Annotated in this window: 15 protein-coding genes; 13 read left to right on the forward strand and 2 right to left on the reverse strand. The window is 48.0% G+C overall.

The features are described 5' to 3' along the window. The coding region (locus AC3DOM_RS06515; RefSeq protein WP_487918223.1) for a DegV family protein at window positions 1-747 on the reverse strand (747 nt) is incomplete at its 3' end. A 188-nt stretch (window positions 748-935) separates the two neighbouring features. On the opposite strand from AC3DOM_RS06515, the gene mreB reads away from it, so the two are divergent. The 12 genes from mreB (at window position 936) to mfd (ending at window position 16746) form a co-directional block, all read left to right on the forward strand. Beyond that, window positions 936-1997, forward strand: coding sequence for a rod shape-determining protein MreB (gene mreB / locus AC3DOM_RS06520; protein WP_487918224.1), 1062 nt, complete (start codon window positions 936-938; stop codon window positions 1995-1997). Between the two features lie 60 nt (window positions 1998-2057). Continuing rightward, window positions 2058-2903 (forward strand): rod shape-determining protein MreC, encoded by an 846-nt coding sequence (gene mreC / locus AC3DOM_RS06525; RefSeq protein ID WP_487918225.1) that lies wholly within the window; start codon window positions 2058-2060, stop codon window positions 2901-2903. Window positions 2904-2908: 5 nt separating this feature from the next. Beyond that, a complete protein-coding gene (locus AC3DOM_RS06530; RefSeq protein ID WP_487918226.1) occupies window positions 2909-3409 on the forward strand; it encodes a hypothetical protein in 501 nt (166 codons plus the stop codon). Continuing rightward, window positions 3406-5496: a penicillin-binding protein 2 gene (gene mrdA, locus AC3DOM_RS06535; RefSeq protein WP_487918227.1), complete on the forward strand. Its 2091-nt coding sequence runs from the start codon at window positions 3406-3408 to the stop codon at window positions 5494-5496. Before AC3DOM_RS06530 ends, mrdA begins: the two co-directional genes overlap by 4 nt. Before the next feature lie 129 nt (window positions 5497-5625). Beyond that, entirely contained in the window at window positions 5626-6330 is a 705-nt protein-coding gene (gene minC / locus AC3DOM_RS06540) for a septum site-determining protein MinC (RefSeq protein ID WP_487918228.1), read from the forward strand. A 23-nt stretch (window positions 6331-6353) separates the two neighbouring features. Further along, complete coding sequence (gene minD / locus AC3DOM_RS06545) at window positions 6354-7154, forward strand: septum site-determining protein MinD (RefSeq protein WP_487918229.1); 801 nt, start codon at window positions 6354-6356, stop codon at window positions 7152-7154. Between the two features lies 1 nt (window position 7155). Continuing rightward, on the forward strand, window positions 7156-7422 hold the full coding sequence (minE, locus tag AC3DOM_RS06550; protein ID WP_487918230.1) for a cell division topological specificity factor MinE: 267 nt from the start codon (window positions 7156-7158) through the stop codon (window positions 7420-7422). A 3-nt stretch (window positions 7423-7425) separates the two neighbouring features. Further along, entirely contained in the window at window positions 7426-8526 is a 1101-nt protein-coding gene (locus AC3DOM_RS06555; protein WP_487918231.1) for an FtsW/RodA/SpoVE family cell cycle protein, read from the forward strand. 61 nt (window positions 8527-8587) lie between these two features. Continuing rightward, the gene (gltX, locus tag AC3DOM_RS06560; RefSeq protein WP_487918232.1) at window positions 8588-10078 is read left to right on the forward strand and encodes a glutamate--tRNA ligase; all 1491 of its coding nucleotides are present in this window, start codon (window positions 8588-8590) and stop codon (window positions 10076-10078) included. A 163-nt stretch (window positions 10079-10241) separates the two neighbouring features. Further along, window positions 10242-11069 carry a GGDEF domain-containing protein gene (locus tag AC3DOM_RS06565; protein WP_487918233.1) on the forward strand — a complete coding sequence of 276 codons (828 nt, stop codon included), beginning with the start codon at window positions 10242-10244 and terminating at the stop codon, window positions 11067-11069. Between the two features lie 104 nt (window positions 11070-11173). After that, window positions 11174-13216 carry an excinuclease ABC subunit UvrB gene (gene uvrB / locus AC3DOM_RS06570; protein WP_487918234.1) on the forward strand — a complete coding sequence of 681 codons (2043 nt, stop codon included), beginning with the start codon at window positions 11174-11176 and terminating at the stop codon, window positions 13214-13216. Window positions 13217-13338: 122 nt separating this feature from the next. Next, window positions 13339-16746 carry a transcription-repair coupling factor gene (gene mfd, locus AC3DOM_RS06575; protein WP_487918235.1) on the forward strand — a complete coding sequence of 1136 codons (3408 nt, stop codon included), beginning with the start codon at window positions 13339-13341 and terminating at the stop codon, window positions 16744-16746. 82 nt (window positions 16747-16828) lie between these two features. Here the strand turns inward: mfd and AC3DOM_RS06580 are convergent, their stop codons facing one another. Continuing rightward, window positions 16829-17155, reverse strand: a complete 327-nt coding sequence (locus AC3DOM_RS06580) for a hypothetical protein (RefSeq protein ID WP_487918236.1) — start codon at window positions 17153-17155, stop codon at window positions 16829-16831. A gap of 237 nt (window positions 17156-17392) precedes the next feature. On the opposite strand from AC3DOM_RS06580, the gene AC3DOM_RS06585 reads away from it, so the two are divergent. After that, on the forward strand, window positions 17393-17872 hold the full coding sequence (locus tag AC3DOM_RS06585; RefSeq protein ID WP_487918237.1) for a hypothetical protein: 480 nt from the start codon (window positions 17393-17395) through the stop codon (window positions 17870-17872). Window positions 17873-18168: the final 296 nt, after the last annotated feature.

The raw sequence follows: 18168 nt of genomic DNA on the forward strand, positions 1-18168 counted from the left end.
GAGATTGAGCAGAGCATCAGCATCATCAGCAGCGTTGGCTTCCAACGTGGCAATGTGGATCGGGGTGCGGTCTCCAATCTCTTCTTTGATAATTTCGAGGACGCGCAAGTGCGCTTTCTTTTTTGTGCGTACGCTTTCAATAGAAGCTACGACACCATCCTGTACTGAAAGGATCGGTTTTACCTTCATCGCAGTTCCCATCAAGCGTTTTGCTCCGCCAATTCGTCCGCCGCGATGCAGAAATTCCAGCGTGTCGACTGCGAAGTAAACACCTGTGTTAGCGCGTGCTTTTTCGGCAATTGCAAGACAATCTTCAATTGAAGCTCCATCCTGGGCCGCACGAGCAGCAGCCAGGGCCTGAAAGCCCAGCGCCATAGCTGTTATTTCCGAGTCAAATATATGAACGCGATCCTGCCCGGATTTCATGGATGCCCGCCCCTGAACAGCTGAGTTGTTTGTGCCTGAAAGTTTTTCGGAAATGAAAATTCCGAGTACGTCATAATCTTCAGCTACCAATTTCTCAAATGCTTCTTGCATATAAGGAATAGTTACCTGGGATGTTGACGGCATCACCTTTGCAGTTTGAAGGCGAGTGTAAAATTCACTGGGTTGTATATCTATCCCATCTTTGAATGTCTCCTCACCCCAAATCACTTCTAGTGGCAAAACTGTCAAATTATGCTTGGCTACCAAATCGTCAGGAATATAGGCCGTGCTGTCAGTAATTATTGCAACTTTCTTAGACATAACTCCTCCATAAAATAGATTATCTTCTAAAAATGCTTAACCCGCTTACTTTAGATAAGTTGCGTATGCCCAGTATCTTTGCTATAATGCCCTTTGTGAAGCTATGCGCGGAATATACGCATTGCATTAATTGACAACTTGAAGATTTCAAGAAAATTATCAATATTGCTTCGTCGAGGAACCCCCTTTTGGCTTATTTTAATCCTATCAACTGGCTACTTGGCCTATTCTCCCTTGATATTGGCATTGACCTGGGTACAGCAAATACCCTGGTATATGTACAGGGAAAGGGCATTGTAATCAATGAACCATCCTGGGTGACGATTGATAAACGCTCTCGTCGCCCCCTTGCAATTGGTATGGCTGCCAAAGAAATGGTTGGGCGTACACCAAAAAATGTGATCGCGGTGCGACCTCTTCGTGATGGGGTGATCTCCGAATTTGATATTACACAAATCATGCTGGAATATTTTATCGGGCGTGTTCATGAACAAAGCGTGGTACCGCTTCCAAAACCTCGTGTTGTCATCGGTATCCCTGCAGGTGTAACAGAGGTGGAAAAACGCGCTGTATACGACGCTGCCATGGCTGCTGGCGCCCGACAAGCCTTACTTTTAGAAGAACCGATCGCAGCTGCATTAGGCGCTGGTCTTCCCATTAGCGATGTGCGCGGCAGTATGGTTGTCGATATTGGTGGCGGAACGACCGAGGTCGCGGTGATGTCAATGAGTGGCGTTGTAGCATCACGATCTTTGCGCGTGGCCGGTGACGAAATGGATCAGGATATTATTCAATATCTCCGAAATAAATACAATCTTCTTATTGGGCATGGTATTGCTGAAAGAATCAAAATGACGATTGGCTCCGCATATCCCCTGGAAAAAGAGAAAACAATGGAAGTGCGTGGACGCAATTTGGTAACCGGTTTGCCTGAAACGGTTGAAATTTCATCTGTCGAGATACGCGAAGCTTTGGCGCATTCAGTCCAGGTGATCGTGGATACGGTTCGGGATGCTCTTGATGAAATTCCCCCGGAAATTATTGATGACCTCATGGACCTCGGTGTTTGTCTTGCCGGGGGTGGTGCCCTCCTGCAAGGTTTGGATCACCGCCTTACAGATGATCTCCGCCTTCGCACCTGGGTTGCCGAAGATCCTCTCACCTGTGTTGCCCGGGGCGCAGGAATGATCTATGATGATTTTGAAAATCTCTCCAGGTATCTTGTCGGGCTGGAGCGACGAAGTGCTTGAGCTGTATCCCTCTATTATTACCAAGAGGGGCCTTCGATTTTCCCCAATTAAAACCTCGCCATGAAAACAGGATTTTCCCGCTCTTTGCAAACAACCATTATCTTTTTTGTGGTTGGGGGCATTTTGGTATTGGCATTGGGTGGTTACTTTAGCACAGTATCAGATTCCTTTGGTAGGTCTCTTGTTTCAGTGCAGACGTGGGTCTCAACCCGATATGTTGTAATTCGGGATTTTCTCAGCGCTCCTGGCGATGTGGTTTCTTTGCAACAACGGAATGCAGAATTAGAATCTGAAATATCGGGTTTGCAAACCCAGGTGATCCAGCTTCAGCAGCAGCTTACAGATACCCAGGTTCTTGCCGCGTTGGTTGATTTTTCTCAAAGCAGCCCTGAGAGCGTATACAAAGCAGCAGCTGTAATTGGGCGAGACCCCAGTCCATTTTTGCATTACATCATCATTAATAGTGGCTCCAATGACGGGCTCAGGCGTGGGATGCCTGTAGTCACGAATCAGGGTTTGATTGGCCGGGTGGATGCGGTTACCGCAGAGGCAGCGCGCGTCCAACTGGCAACCGACACTGCCTCGGCAGTTAATATCCGTTTGCAGAATGCAGACACAGATGCTGTCCTTGTCGGCTCTGTGACAGGTGATCTCGCTCTTGAAATGATCTCGCAAGATGTTGATATCCAGGAAGGCGATGTTGTGTTGACCTCTGGTTTGGGAGGGGATTATCCGCCGGACCTTCTTGTCGGGCAGATATTCAATATCCGTAAGCGTGATTATGAGCTATTTCAACAAGCCTCAGTCCAATCAACGGTAGATTTTTCACGTCTTGAAATTGTGCTGGTTATCATGAATTTTAAGCCAATTGATATCACTCCCTTGATTCCTGAAAATACCCCCTGATTATCGTGAAAGAATTAATCGCAATTCCTTTGCTGTCATTGATTCTGATAATTCAGATGGCAATTGCTAGCCGGATTCCCTTGCTGGGGGGAACAGCCGATCTGATGTTGGTTGTACTCGCAGCCTGGTCATTGCAGGAGCGTGTAGAATCAGCCTGGCATTGGGCATTTTTTGGTGGTCTCTTGGTTGGATGGGCTTCGGCTCTCCCCTGGGTTATTCCGGTTGCGGGATATTTACTGACCGTCGGTATGGCGAGAATGTTAGTGCGTCGTATTTGGCAGGCACCGCTATTAGCAATGTTTGCAATTGTCTTTATCGGCACTTTATTATTCCATCTTCTATCAATACTGGGGTTGCGTTTATTGGGCAATCCTTTGGTAGTGATGGATGCATTGAGCGTAATTACATTACCCGGTTTATTTCTAAATCTGTTTTTAGCACTTCCCGCCTTCCCTATTATGCGCGATCTTGCTGTTTGGGTCTATGACATCGAGGATGATTTATGAGTTCAAGCGTCTCTCCTGATTTACGAATAGAGCCCTGGCGAGTTGTGGTTTTTTATTTTGTTGCCGCCCTGGTTTTTAGTCTGCTTGCTATTCGCCTGTTCAGATTACAAGTTTTTGAAGGGCAAAGTTGGCTTGGCCGGGCGGTAGATAATTATACGCGCGAAATCAGCGTTCCGTCATCGCGAGGCATTATTTATGATCGCAACGGTGTAATACTGGCACGCAATATAGCTTCATACAATATTGTTATTACGCCGGCTCTCCTCCCTGATGACCTTGCTGATATTCAACGAATATATCGTGAGCTTTCAGAGATCATAGACGTTCCAGTGAACCGTGGTACGCTGGATGATGCGAAACTATTTGCGACCTGTGTTCCAGGTCCCGGGATCGCCCAATTAGTGGAATTGGGAGAATCTCTCGCCCCTTATACGCCTGTTCCCATCGCCTGTGACGCCGATGAAATAATCGCCCGAATAGTGCGCGAACGTGCAGTTGCCTGGCCTGGTGTTTCTGTGCAGATCGACCCTGTCCGGGATTACCCGACAGGATCTCTCACTGCAAATATCATTGGTTTCCTCGGACCAATTCCCGCCTCGCAATTGGATTTTTACGAGGATCTCGGATTTGTTGCCGGACGGGACAAAATCGGTTATGCAGGGGTGGAAATAACCCTTCAAGATATTCTTGCCGGGGTAAATGGAAAAAGGGTTGTCGAAGTGGATGTTGCGGGCAAGGAATTACGTAATCTTGAACCCCCAATCCAGCCCGTTGCTGGCAGGAATGTTCGGCTGGCTCTCGATATCCGTTTGCAAAAAGCCGCCGAGGGAGCCTTGCTTGACGAGATTTCGGGTTGGAATGCTTATTTTGGACAGGTTCGTATTTCCAGCGGCGTGACAATTGCCATGAATCCTAAAACCGGAGAGGTTTTAGCGATGGTGTCTTACCCCACCTATGAAAATAACCGTTTGGCACGTTTTATTCCGGCCTATTACTATCAACAATTGAGCGAAGATCCGCGCCACCCGTTATTAAATAATGCAATTTCCAGCGAATATCCACCAGGATCAGTATTCAAACTTTCCACGGCAACAGGCGCACTAAATGAGGGCGTAGTCACTGTTGATCAGACCATCTATGCTCCTGGGCAATTGATCTTAACAGAGAAATTTTCGCCGAATGATCCTGGCCGTGAGCGCCCCTTTGTGGATTGGATTTACGACGAAAATCCAGCTGGTTTTGGAGAGATAGATTATTTGCGTTGTATTGCTTTTTCCAGCAATGTTTGCTTCTATAAACTCGGTGGCGGCTATGAGGATGAAATTCCAGAGGGATTGGGAATTCTTCGCTTGGGTGAGTATGCCCGTGCACTCGGGTATGGTGAGCCCTCCGGGATTGAACTTCCCGGAGAAGCAGATGGCTTGATACCATCGCCGCAATGGAAGCGAATTAATCAGGGCGAAAATTGGTCAACGGGAGATACTTATATTGCCAGCGTGGGGCAGGGATATGTGCTCTCCACACCGCTGCAAGTTCTTATGTCTGGAGCGACGATTGCAGCAGGTGGAAAATTAATGCAACCTACCATTGTACGAGAAGAACTGGATGATGATGGCCGTCTATTGCGCCCTTTTCAGCCAATAATGAAATGGGATATTACTGAGACCCCTCTCATTACCAATTTTGATTGTGACGGTGGTTATTGCCTGGAAATGGAGACAAAAAGCACGGTTGATCCCTTTGTCGTTGAGCAGGTACAGCGCGGAATGCGGATGGCCGTCACCAACTCCCGTGGAACACTAAATGATTTATTTGGCGATTTTCCGGTCGCAGTTGCGGGGAAAACCGGAACCGCTGAATATTGTGACGATGTCGCCCTAAAGGCAAATCGCTGTACTTTTGGTAATTGGCCCACCCATTCGTGGACCCTGGCTTACGCTCCTTATGAAGATCCAGAGATCATCATAATGGCCTTTATGTATAACGGGGGTGAGGGTGCCAGCGTCGCAGGACCAGTCGTCCAAAGAGTAATGGAAGCTTATTTTGAATTGAAATCGATTGATCTTGCTGTCGGGAGCGGTGGATAAATTTATGCATGTAGCTTCAACCCAGATGACTGACCTTTTGAGCTTCATGCTATAATTTACCAAGTTAAACTGGCGGTATGCGCCCTTATTATTACAGGAAATTTGGCGGATAAATTCTCCCACACCTTTATGAACACAAATACTGATTTGATCCAAATTAAAGGCTTACGCGATGGATTGCTTGTCACTCTTGGCGCAGGTGAGTGGGGGGAATTGCAAAATATGCTCTTTGCGCAAATTGATGAGCGCTCCTCTTTTTTTCAGGGAGCACGACTGGCGCTTGATCTTGGCGATCAAAATTTGCGTGTAGCAGAAATGTCTAAATTGCGAGATGAGCTTTCTGAGCGGGATATTTCACTTTGGGCGGTAGTGAGTGATTCGCCAAAAACCGTTCAGACCGCTCAATTACTGGGATTGGCAACCCGCATTTCGAAACATCGGATCGATAGCAGTCCGCGAAAAATCAACGACGATGTGGATAGTGATCAAGCTGCACTTTGGCTTCCGCGCACCCTCCGCTCCGGGACGCGTATCGAACATCATGGCCACGTTATTGTTATGGGAGATGTTAATCCGGGCGCAGAGATTATTGCAGAGGGGAGTGTGATCATCTGGGGCAGGCTGCGTGGTTCTGTCCACGCAGGAGCAACTCCTCGAAGGGATGGTAGCCAACAAAACGAGGCAGCTTTTGTCTGCGCCCTGGAAATGAAACCCACCCGTTTGCAGATAGCATCTGAGATCGCAACAATGCCCAAGGGGAAGAATGTCAAAGGTCCCCTAAAAATCAGTTTGAAAGATAACCAATTTCTCATCGAACCATGGCATGAGAAATAAGAGAATCAAAAACAGGTGAATTTATGAGTGCACAGATCGTCACGATTACATCGGGTAAAGGCGGCGTAGGCAAAACGACTGCAATCGCCAGTTTGGGGATTGCATTGGCTGGACGCGGACAAAGGGTGGTCTGTATCGACGGCGATATTGGCCTGCGAAATCTGGACGTGATCATGGGATTGGAAAATCGTATTGTCTACGATATTGTGGATGTGGTCGAAGGGCGTTGCCGATTGAGACAGGCGATGATACGGGATAAACGTCTCCCGGAATTATTCCTGATCCCAGCCGCCCAAACGCGCGACAAGACTGCGCTTTCTCCCAGCGATATGATGCGTTTATGTGATGAGCTAAGAGATATTTGTGATTGGGTATTGATCGATTCTCCCGCCGGAATTGAGCGTGGTTTCAAGAATTCTATTGCGGCTGCCGACCAGGTAATTGTTTTGACCAACCCTGAAATATCAGCAGTTCGAGATGCTGATCGGGTAATCGGTATTTTAGAGGCCGAAGAGAAGGGCAGCCCATCTTTAATTTTAAATCGAGTTAATCAGGAAATGGTCAATAAACAGGAGATGCTTTCTCCTGAAGATGTCCTTGACCTGTTGGCAATTGACCTGATAGGGGTTGTCCCGGAGGATCAAGCTGTTTTGGTCGCCGCTAATCGAGGTACTCCGATTGCTCTCGATAAAGATTCTCGGGCGGGTCAGGCTTTTCGTAATATTGCTGCCAGACTTATGGGGGAGGAAGTTCCTTTTATGGATTTAGAAAATCAGGGTGGATTATGGAATCGAATTTCAAAAATGACAGGGAGGAGAGGCTAAGATGAGTTTCTTTAATAAAATCGCTGGTGGGAAGAAAAAAAGCGCCCAGAGTGCAAAAGAGCGCCTCCAACTCGTCTTGACTCATGATCGAACAGATTTGACTCCTGCTGAACTCGAGGCTCTCAAGGATGAATTGATCGAGGTCATCTCCCAGCATATAGAGATCGACCCGGATGCAGTCCATATTGATATTGCCCGTGAGGGCCGATCCCAGCGTTTAATTGCAGATATCCCACTAAGGAGTACGTCTCGCCGTCGGGCGCGGTAGATCATGCAGCGTAATTTATCCTGGCGTCATTTTGATTTTTGGCTACTTGGCGCCGTTGTATTGGCAATTGCCTTTGGGATTGCCATGATTGATTCTGCTGTCGCAGGGAATGCCGAGTTAGTTGATTATCCTAACCGACAGGCAATTTTCGCTAGCATTGGACTGGTGGTTATCGCGCTGATCGCAGCAATAGATTATAACTACTGGCTGGTTCTTTATCGCCCAATCTATCTCGTAATGATGATCTTGCTCATCTTTCTGTTTATGAGCGCACGGGCTGTTTTTGGTGCGGCTCGCTGGTTTCAGGTGGGTGTGATTTTTATCCAACCAACCGAGTTGTCAAAACTCGTCGTGATATTGATTTTGGCACGTTATTTTGAAAATACAAAGGGTGAGCCTCGGGATCTGCGCTGGATTATCACCAGCCTGCTCTGGACCATGGGTTTGACGATCTGGATTTTACTTCAACCAAATTTGAGTAATGTAATTGTTATCATGGTGATCTGGATTGTGATGATGTGGATGAACGGTTTGCAGTTAAAGCATCTCGTTTCATTTGCATTTGGTGGGCTTGCTCTCGTTACCGCAGCATTTCCCTTTCTTCAGGAATACCAGCAACAACGCGTACTGACCTTTTTCTTTCCTGACCCAAATGCCACTTATGGCGAAACCTACAATATTGAGCAAGCCAAGATAGCCATTGGTTCTGGGGGCTGGCTTGGCAAAGGCTACGGACAGGGATCACAGGTGCAGCTTCGTTTTTTGAAAGTGCGCCATACAGATTTTATCTTTTCAGCAATCTCAGAGGAATTTGGTTTTATTGGGGCTCTGATGGTAATTGCGATTTTGGCCTTTATTCTGTGGCGTTGTATTCGCGCAGCCCGATTAGCCCGAGATGTCTCTGGGACGATGATCGCAATTGGTGTTGCGGCTTTGGTCTTCTTTCAGGGCGCAGTTAACATTGGCGTCAATTTGAATTTAATTCCGGTATCGGGGTTGCCGTTGCCCTTTATAAGTTATGGGGGGAGTGGCTTGCTTTCATTAATGTTGGGGGTGGGATTGGTAGAAAGTGTTATCATGCGCCATAGGGCGATGGAATTTTAGACAAACACAGGTGACAGTCAAAAATAGATTGACTCTTACTTAAAAAAATAAATGGAGAGTTATGACTAAAACTATAAAACCAGTGCGAGTACGCTTTGCCCCATCCCCAACAGGGAGAACTCATCTTGGGAGCGGACGCACTGCGCTCTATAATTATTTATTGGCTCGTCAAACGGGTGGGCAATTTATATTACGCATTGAAGATACTGATCAAAAGAGATTCGTGAAAGGCGCAGAAGAAGAGTTGATGGAAGGCCTCCACTGGTTGGGGCTGGATTGGGATGAAGGCCCGGATGTTGGTGGGGAATATGGTCCTTATCGTCAGACTGAGCGCAGAGAACTTTACCAGAAATATTCCCGCCACCTTGTTGAGCGTGGCCAGGCCTATTATTGTTTTTGCGCCGTAAGCGAAGATGTTGAGGATAAAAAAGAAAAAACATCATTCCAGAAGCATCGGAATATTTGTCCTGACAGAGATGTTGATTTAGCGGAAGCAGACCAAAAGGTCGCGGGCGGTGAGCCCCATGTCATTCGCTTCAGGATGCCGCGCGATGGAAATATTACCGTAACAGATGCGATCCGCGGCGATATCACCGTCGAAAACATCACCCTGGATGATACGATTCTGGTCAAATCAGATGGATTGCCAGTCTATCATCTTGCCGTTGTAGTCGACGATCATCTGATGGGCATCACGCATGCAATTCGCACCTCAGAATGGTTGCCTACCTTTCCCTTGCATGGACATTTATATGCGGCCTTTGGCTGGGATCAGCCGACCTGGATCCACCCGTCAATATTCTTAAAGCCAGACGGAAAAGGAAAAATGAGCAAGCGCGATAGCGAGGCTTTGATGGAGGCAGGTAAGCCGATTTTCTTGAGCGATTTTGGGAGGATGGGCTATTTGCCAGAAGCTGTTGTGAATTGGGCGGCGTTGATCGGGTGGAGCTACGATGATAAAACCGAAGAGTTTTCGATGGAGGATCTGATTGAAAAATTCAGCGTGGAGAAACTTAGCCCTGCACCTGCCGCATTAAATTTCAGTAAACTGGATCATTTTAACGGTCTCTATATCCGCACCTTGGACGTGGCCGATTTAGCCGCACGCCTTAGACCATTTTTTGAGGCTGGTGGTTATTTGGTGAATGATGACGAAAAACTTTTGCAGGTAGCCGAAGCTTTGCAAATCCGGTTGGCGAATTTGGCTGAAGCGCCAGAGAAGGGTGGCTTTTTCTTCAAAGATGAGGTTTATCCTGACCCAGAGTCATTGATCGGGAAGAAGATGACCGCTGAGCAGTCAATGGAAATGGCACAGCATATCGAAACACTGATCGCTTCTTTACCGGATTTCAGCGAAGAAAGCGCAAGCCAGCCCTTGCGCGATTTGGCAACTGAAATGGGATTGAAAGCCGGACATGTTTTTGGTTTTTTGCGTAACGCGTTGACGGCTCAAAAGGTAAGCCCGCCTGTTTTTGAAACGATGGAAATCATTGGGCGCGAAAAAGTATTGGAACGTATTCGCAAGGGAATTGAGATACTGGAGAATGTGTAAAAGCGTTGCCTTAATATGTGAAATTATACAAACCGGAGTAGCAACATTCTCCTGCCATGGTTCAAATGCAGAAGAGCTCCTAATTCAGGCAGACTAGGCACTCTATCGTGCCAAGGAGTTGGGGCGTTATAGGGTTGTGATAGATGAAAAAGGTAGATTCAATATGAAGGACCAGAAGAAATCCAAAGAACAGCTCATCTCTGAATTGGAAGAGATTCGTCAACGCGTTTCTGAATTGGAGCAATTTGAAGTTGAGAAAAAGCAGGTGGAAGAGGGAACCCAAAAGCAATTGCTGGCCCAACATGCTGCGATTGCCTTGGAGAATGCGCGCTTATATGAACAAAACCAGGTGGAAATTGCTGAGCGCAAGCAAGCCGAAGCGGAACTACAAGAAGTAAACACACAATTTAAACGCCAACTGGCTGAAATCCAACAACTGGAAACCAGCTTGCGCGAGCAGTCCATCCGCGATCCGCTCACACGGGTGTTCAACCGGCGCTATATGGATGTAACGCTCAAAAAGGAGCTTATCCGGGCGGCGCGAAGGGATGAGCCGCTCAGTATTGTCATCCTTGATCTGGACAATTTAAAAAAAATTAATGATACCTATGGTCACGTGGAGGGCGGGGATAAATCGTTGCAGATCTTAGCAAATACAATTAAAAAGATGTGCCGTAAGGATGATACTGTTTGCCGATACGCTGGCGATGAATTTCTGGTTATCCTTTACGACACATCCGCGCAAGTGGCGTATAAGCGTGCGCTGGAGTGGAAAGAGGCTGTTTCGGAGATAAAAATTGAAACTGATGAAGAAGAGTTCTCAATTACTTTTTCAGCAGGAGTGTCCACATTTCCCGACCATGCCTCTACTGGAGAAGAGCTCGTTATTCAAGCAGATCAGGCGTTATATAGTGCCAAAGAACAGGGCCGCGATCAAATTGTCATATATAGCAAAGATGTACAGAAGTATTGGCAGGAAAGGGGCGCCTGATAATAACCTGCAAAGCCCAAGTCACTCACAGATATTGAGTGGCTGTTATCTATGGTAAAATACTGAACACTTGTTCTTTTATCCCAGACCCTGAAATATAAAATATGGAATTCAAACTTCAAGCCCCCTTTGTCCCCACTGGCGATCAACCGGAAGCAATTGCACAACTCGTTAAAGGTGTGCAGGAAAGCAAGCAACATCAGGTTTTACTTGGCGCAACAGGCACCGGAAAAACTTTTGCTATCGCATCCATCATCCAGGAATTGCAGATGCCAGCGCTGATCATGGCGCATAATAAAACTCTCGCAGCACAGCTTTACGCGGAGTTCAAAGGGTTTTTTCCAGAGAATGCGGTCGAATATTTTGTCTCTTATTATGATTACTATCAGCCTGAGGCCTATGTTCCTCGCCGCGACCTTTACATTGAAAAAGAGACCGACATCAATGAGGAGATAGAACGTCTGCGTCTCGCTGCGACAACCTCTCTCATGTCTCGCAAGGATGTCATTATTGTCGCCTCGGTTTCCTGCATTTATGGATTGGGGAATCCAGAAGAATATACCCGTGGTGCAGTGACATTGCGCGTGGGAGAGTTGACTCGCCGGAACGCCCTCATCCGACGTCTGGTCGAGGGGCAATATCAGCGGAACGATCTCGAGCTTCGCCCGGGCATTTTTCGAGTGCGGGGTGACACCATCGAGATTATGCCCGCCTATGAGAGTAAGCGCGGCTACCGGATCGCCTTCTTTGGCGATGAAGTAGAGCGGATCATGGAATTCAATCCGCTTACAGGCGAGATTCTTTCAGAGCCCGAGCAAGTGGACATATTTCCGGCAAAACACTATTTAACGGATGAAGATAAACGGAAGCAATCGGTTAGGGATATTGGGACGGAACTCGAAGAGAGGATTGAATTTTTCAAGAATAACGAACAGATCCTTGAAGCACAGCGCATCGAACAGCGCACAAAGTACGATCTTGAGATGCTCCGCGAAGTCGGCTATTGTTCGGGAATTGAGAATTATTCCCGTCATTTTGATCAACGTCCCGCTGGTACACCACCGTGGACATTGATGGACTTCCTTCCCAATGATTATTTGCTGATTATTGATGAGAGTCATATGACTGTTCCTCAGGTACGTGGGATGTATAAGGGAGATCGATCCCGAAAATCCACCCTGATTGAGTACGGCTTTCGCCTCCCTTCAGCGCTGGATAATAGACCCTTTACATTTGAAGAATTTGAAGAGCATATGGGGTATACGATCTATACATCCGCTACACCTGGCCCCTATGAGATGCAGCATGCCGAGCAAATTGTCGAGCAGATTATCCGCCCGACTGGATTGATTGATCCACCTGTGGATGTACGTCCTGTTGAGGGGCAAATTGATGATTTGATCGGCGAGATTCGAAAGCGCACGGAAGTTGGGCAGCGCGCTCTCGTTACGACTCTGACCAAACGTATGTCTGAAGATCTCGCCGATTATCTGTTGGAATTGGGCATCAAAGTGCAGTATCTCCATTCAGAAATTGATACTCTCGAGCGTGTTGCAATCTTGCGCGACCTGCGCATGGGTGTCTTCGATGTTGTTGTTGGGATCAACCTTTTGCGCGAAGGCCTCGATTTACCAGAAGTCTCACTGGTTGCCATCCTTGATGCGGACAAGGAAGGATTCCTGCGCTCGGATACCGCCCTGATCCAAACGATTGGTCGTGCTGCCCGACACGTTGATGGGCGGGTGATCATGTACGCTGACAAAGTGACTAAATCGATGAAACGTGCCATCGACGAGACTGACCGTCGGCGTGCTAAACAGATTGCGCATAATGAAAAGCATGGAATTGAACCGATCAGCATTATGAAGGCAGTTCGCGATATTACAAGCGAATTATCTGCTACCGCGCGTGCGGTTGCAGAGCCCCAGGGAATGTATAACGTTGAGGGTGCGGCACGCATGCCCAAATCTGAGCTGAAGCGTCTTATCGCTCATGTTGATAAGGCGATGAAGGAGGCAGCCTCCAATTTGGAGTTTGAAAAGGCTGCCCTTTTGCGTGACCAACTTTTTGAATTACGGAAAACGCAGGCTGACGAATTAGATTTGCCACCCTGGGAACGAGTCAAGCTAATGGCGGGGGAAGAATAGAATTATAGTTGTTGAACAAAGACATTTAGGTCGTTTTCTCAGAAACTGGTAAAATTTAGAATTATTAAACGGGTATTTTATTAATGCCTGATGTTTTCGCGTTAACGAAGTCTTAATAATAAATGAAAAATCTCCTGGACGCCATTCGTGCGCTGCCTCTTTATTCAGATGTGCTCGCCGCCGCTCATTCCGGTATTCAATTTCCGGGTTTGGGATTGTCGCGCGCCGCCCGTCTGCCCATGCTGGCTGCCCTTTACGAAGATTTGGATGCCCCCATTCTCTTACTCACGGATCGTGCTGATCGTGCCCTTGAGTTTGCCGATGAGTTGGGTTTTTGGTTGGGCAAGCCCTCAAATTATCTTTTCCCTGAACCAAACCCATTATTCTATGAAGAGGCTGCCTGGGGATCGAACAGCCGCCGCGAACGGATCCAAACACTGACTGCACTGGCAGCTTACCATTTACCCCTTGCTCAAAAACCAGAATCTCCACCGGTGATCGTTTCTTCAGCACGAGCCTTAATGGCGCGCACCCTTCCACGGCGCGACTTCCTGAAGGCTTCCAAACGTCTCTCGATAGGGGACGAGATTCTGCTAAATTCCTTGCTTGAAAATTGGCTCCGGATAGGCTACGAGCCGGTCAATACTGTCCTCGAGACAGGGCAATTCTCTCATCGCGGTGGCTTGCTTGATATTTGGCCACCCGCGGAGAAATCTCCTTTGCGACTGGATTTCTTTGGCAATGAGATTGATACGATCAGAAGATTCGATCCTGCAAGCCAGCGCACGATAGAGAAATTGGGTCATTTGTTGATCACTCCTGCGCGAGAATATCTTTTACCACAGGCCTTGGATAGTGAAAAAGAATTCTCCGAATTTCACATTCCCCTGATTCATTCATTTCCCGCAAGCCTGCTGGATTATCTGCCCGCGCACTCCCTGATCCTGATCGATGATCTGAGCATGACCACCTCAACCGTCAATGAGATTGAGGAACAGGCGCTCGCATTTCGACAGGAAAGTATTCAGGAAGAAATCCTGGATGCTGATTTCCCCGTACCCTATTTGACCTGGTCTGAACTTGAGGATAGCCTGCACGGACGCCAAAAATTGGAACTGGGGTATTCCACCGCGAACGCTGAAATGCCCTCAGATTTTGGTGCGCTCCCGCGTTTTAATGGGCGGTTGAAACCCTTTATGGACTATGTTGCTGAGCGTATTGCCAGCAACGATGAGGTGGTAATCGCCTCACGACAGTCTGACCGTCTCTCTGAGTTATGGCGCGAGCGCCATGCTTTTGAAAACTCTGAATATCTCTCGCCGATATTTTTGCATACGTCTCTCAGTGGTGGGTGGAGTTTAGCCCCCCCTGCTCCTGCGGAGCTTCCCCCCCGTGAACCGGGGGGACAGAGGGGGGCCATATTCCTCCTCACCGATTCTGAAATTTTTGGTTGGGAGCGTCCCCGTCTTCGGCGAAGGGCGCGCAAGACCGCCGATGCACCCGAAGCTGCCTATGCAGACTTGAGTTCGGGTGATTGGGTGGTACATATCGATCATGGGATTGGTCGTTTTGCTGGCCTGAAGCAGCGGACACTCGACGGCTACGACCGGGAATTTTTATGTATTGAATATAAAGATGCGGACCAGCTCTTTGTCCCCGTACATCAGGCCGATCGGCTGACGCGGTATATCGGGCCGGATGGAGGCAATCCTGGTGTCAGTCGGCTGGGTGGCGAAGGGTGGAAGCAAGCCAAAGGTCGCGTTAAACAAGCGGTCGTTGAAGTCGCTGAAGATCTGCTTGACTTGTACGCCCGTCGCAAATTGGCGCAGGGATTTTCCTTCAGTGCTGATACTCCCTGGCAGCGGGATCTTGAAGCCAGTTTTCCCTATGTTGAGACGGAAGACCAACTCCGTGTGATCGAAGAGGTCAAGGAAGATATGGAATCGGCCCGCCCGATGGATCGATTGCTTTGTGGCGATGTCGGTTATGGCAAGACAGAGATCGCACTGCGGGCTGCCTTTAAGGCAGTTATGGAGGGACGGCAGGTGGCGATCATGGTGCCAACGACGGTTTTGGCCCAACAGCATTTTGAAACCTTTCAACAAAGGCTGGCGGCTTTTCCTGTTGAAGTGGAAATGCTCTCTCGTTTCCGCAAGCCTCGCGAACAGGCAAAAATATTATTTGGATTGGCAAAGGGTGGTGTCGATATTGTGATCGGTACTCATCGTTTGATGTCCGGGGATGTCTTCTTCAAGGATCTGGGCCTGGTGATTATCGACGAGGAACAGCGTTTTGGTGTGGCACATAAGGAGCATCTGAAAAAATTGCGCACCGAAGTGGATGTGCTGACGATGACCGCCACCCCGATCCCCCGGACGCTTTATATGGCTCTGACTGGCGTGCGCGATATATCCAATTTGAATACCGCGCCCGAAGAACGCTTGCCAGTAGTGACCCATGTTGGCCCCTATGCGCCCAAGTTGGTCAGGCAGGCGATCTTGCGTGAAATTGATCGTGGGGGACAAGTATTTTTCGTCCACAACAGAGTCCAGACAATTAATGCGATGAAAGTTCATTTGGAGAATATTGTTCCCGAGGCAAAGATTTCGGTAGGGCATGGGCAGATGGCCGAAGGGCAGCTTTCGAAGGTGATGTCGGAATTTGTGAGGGGCAAGGTAGACGTGCTTCTGGCGACCACAATTATTGAATCGGGTCTGGATATACCCAATGCCAATACCCTGATCGTTGATCGTGGCGACACTTTTGGGTTAGCTCAGCTTTATCAGCTTCGAGGCCGCGTTGGTCGTGGGGCGGTACGCGCCTACGCCTATTTCTTCAGGCATCGCAAAAGAAGGCCCACCGAAGAAGGGCAGGCAAGGTTGGAAGTGATTGCCGAAAATACCCAGCTTGGTGCGGGCTATTCCATTGCCATGCGCGATCTCGAAATTCGTGGCGCGGGGGATCTTCTCGGCATGCGTCAACATGGGCATATCGCCTCGGTTGGTTTTCATTTATATACGCGGCTTCTTTCGGAGGCGGTAGCAAGGTCAAAGTTCAAGATCGAAGGAGAGTTTGAGAAATTATCAACACTTAAGCCGGTTAATTTTCAACCTGTGAATGTTGACCTGCCTCTTGCCATTGGGATCCCCACCACTTATATCCCCGATCAGGATTTGCGCCTGCGGCTATACCGCCGTCTTGCCAATATTGTCGACGAAAGCGAGTTGGATGCAATCCGGATAGAATTCGTCGATCGTTTTGGCGACCCGCCCGAAATGGTCGAAAATCTTTTTTACCAGATCACCGTCAAGATGCGTGCAGAAAGTGTGGGATTGACTTCGGTCACCATGAGTGGCGGACAAATAATCCTGCGCTATCCACCTTTGACCGAGGGACAGCCAACCCGCATCCTCCGTAACCTTGGGCCTGCCGCCCGTAAAGGTAAGGATGCCTACTGGTTGACTTTTGGGGGCGCAGAGGATTGGCCTGAAAGGTTGCTAAATCTATTGGGAGAAATGGGGAAACCCTAAGTCCCCTTTTTTTATCCATATAAAAACAGAGACGTCCCTGAAGGGCGTCTCTGTTTTTATAGAATACAGATTTAATAAAAACTTATTCGCGAAGATCGTTGAAGTACCAGACAACCAAGGCTGTCAAAAGTACCGGTCCCAGGAACCCAACTACAGCATTTACTATTGCCGTGATATAAGGGCCAACGGCAATAAAACCATCGAGAGCTCCAGCCACAAAGGTCAATCCAACGTAGCGGATAATAGCAGCCTTGAGGCTATCTGTGGGAGTGACCCACAGCCCAACGAGGATGCCGACGACCATCAAGACCAGGGTCAGCCATTGGTTGGAAAATCCAAATAATGCAGCGAGGATTGCCACCACAAGACCGATCATATAAAGCCACTTACCTAGGGTTTTCGTATCCATTTCATTCTCCTTTGACTTAGATAAAACGGTTTGAATAAGTATCTATTAGAACACGATGGTTTTTCTCAGGTTACGTGTAATGAAGGTGATAATGATTTGTTTCAAGGTGTAAGGCAATTACGAGGGTTTTCTTTATTCAATATTCGTCCTTCCTTCACAGTAACTTTATATTTCTTTGCTATCCTTTAAGCAAGAGTTCAGGATGGATCCTGAAAATGAAACTAAGGAGTAACTCAAATGAAAAAAACTTTACTAGTAGCTTTCGTGCTCGCCGCAACAATTGGCCTGCTTGTCGCTGGTGTTGCTTTCGCACAGGATGAAAATCCGCCTTTCGGTGATCGTGGTCCTAAAGACGGGACAGGCTTATTGCACGACTATATGTCTGAAGCAATAGCAAAAGCATTAGGTGTCTCTGTTGACGACCTTGCAGCCAGCCATGACGCTGGTGAGACCTTTTACGATCTCGCAATTGCAAAAGGTTATGCAGGTGAAGAAATTTACACCCTGATGCAGGATGCCCGCATTTCAGCCTTGAATGATGCTGCCAAGGATGGCGTCATCACCCAGGAGCAGGCAGAGTGGATGAATAGCCGTGGTGGTCACCGTGGTGGAATGGGCGGCTTCGGGAATGGCACCTGCGATGGCAGCGGTCAATTTGGCGGCCAGGGAATGCGCGGTAGTGGTAACGGTGGACGCTTCCAGGGTCCAAATTCCTAACCCCGATGTGATTTATTGGTAATCAAAGAAGGAGAGCTGGCAAATGCCAGCTCTCCTTCTTATACCCTCTCTAAATAATATACTCCGTGCAAAAGTCCTTTTCCTTTGCGCAGGCTCTCCAATAAACGCAGCCGAGGACGGCGCAGGGAGCACTTATCCAAGAGGTCAAATAAATCTTTCCACCAGGTCATCTGTGGGGATCATACATTCATCTTTTACCCCGAACCAACGATAACGATTGTTGGCGATCCAATCATATAGAAAATCTCTGAACCTTTTAGGGAAAATACGAAAGA

The sequence above is a fragment of the Candidatus Desulfolinea nitratireducens genome (genome assembly GCF_982879505.1).

Bases quoted from the DNA above. Each gene is read 5' to 3' on its own strand.
- mreC (WP_487918225.1), top strand. From the start codon at position 2,058: ATGAAAACAGGATTTTCCCGCTCTTTGCAAACAACCATTATCTTTTTT.
- mrdA (WP_487918227.1), top strand. From the start codon at position 3,406: ATGAGTTCAAGCGTCTCTCCTGATTTACGAATAGAGCCCTGGCGAGTT.
- minC (WP_487918228.1), top strand. From the start codon at position 5,626: ATGAACACAAATACTGATTTGATCCAAATTAAAGGCTTACGCGATGGA.
- minD (WP_487918229.1), top strand. From the start codon at position 6,354: ATGAGTGCACAGATCGTCACGATTACATCGGGTAAAGGCGGCGTAGGC.
- minE (WP_487918230.1), top strand. From the start codon at position 7,156: ATGAGTTTCTTTAATAAAATCGCTGGTGGGAAGAAAAAAAGCGCCCAG.
- AC3DOM_RS06555 (WP_487918231.1), top strand. From the start codon at position 7,426: ATGCAGCGTAATTTATCCTGGCGTCATTTTGATTTTTGGCTACTTGGC.
- gltX (WP_487918232.1), top strand. From the start codon at position 8,588: ATGACTAAAACTATAAAACCAGTGCGAGTACGCTTTGCCCCATCCCCA.
- AC3DOM_RS06565 (WP_487918233.1), top strand. From the start codon at position 10,242: ATGAAGGACCAGAAGAAATCCAAAGAACAGCTCATCTCTGAATTGGAA.
- uvrB (WP_487918234.1), top strand. From the start codon at position 11,174: ATGGAATTCAAACTTCAAGCCCCCTTTGTCCCCACTGGCGATCAACCG.
- mfd (WP_487918235.1), top strand. From the start codon at position 13,339: ATGAAAAATCTCCTGGACGCCATTCGTGCGCTGCCTCTTTATTCAGAT.
- AC3DOM_RS06580 (WP_487918236.1), bottom strand. From the start codon at position 17,155: ATGGATACGAAAACCCTAGGTAAGTGGCTTTATATGATCGGTCTTGTG.
- AC3DOM_RS06585 (WP_487918237.1), top strand. From the start codon at position 17,393: ATGAAAAAAACTTTACTAGTAGCTTTCGTGCTCGCCGCAACAATTGGC.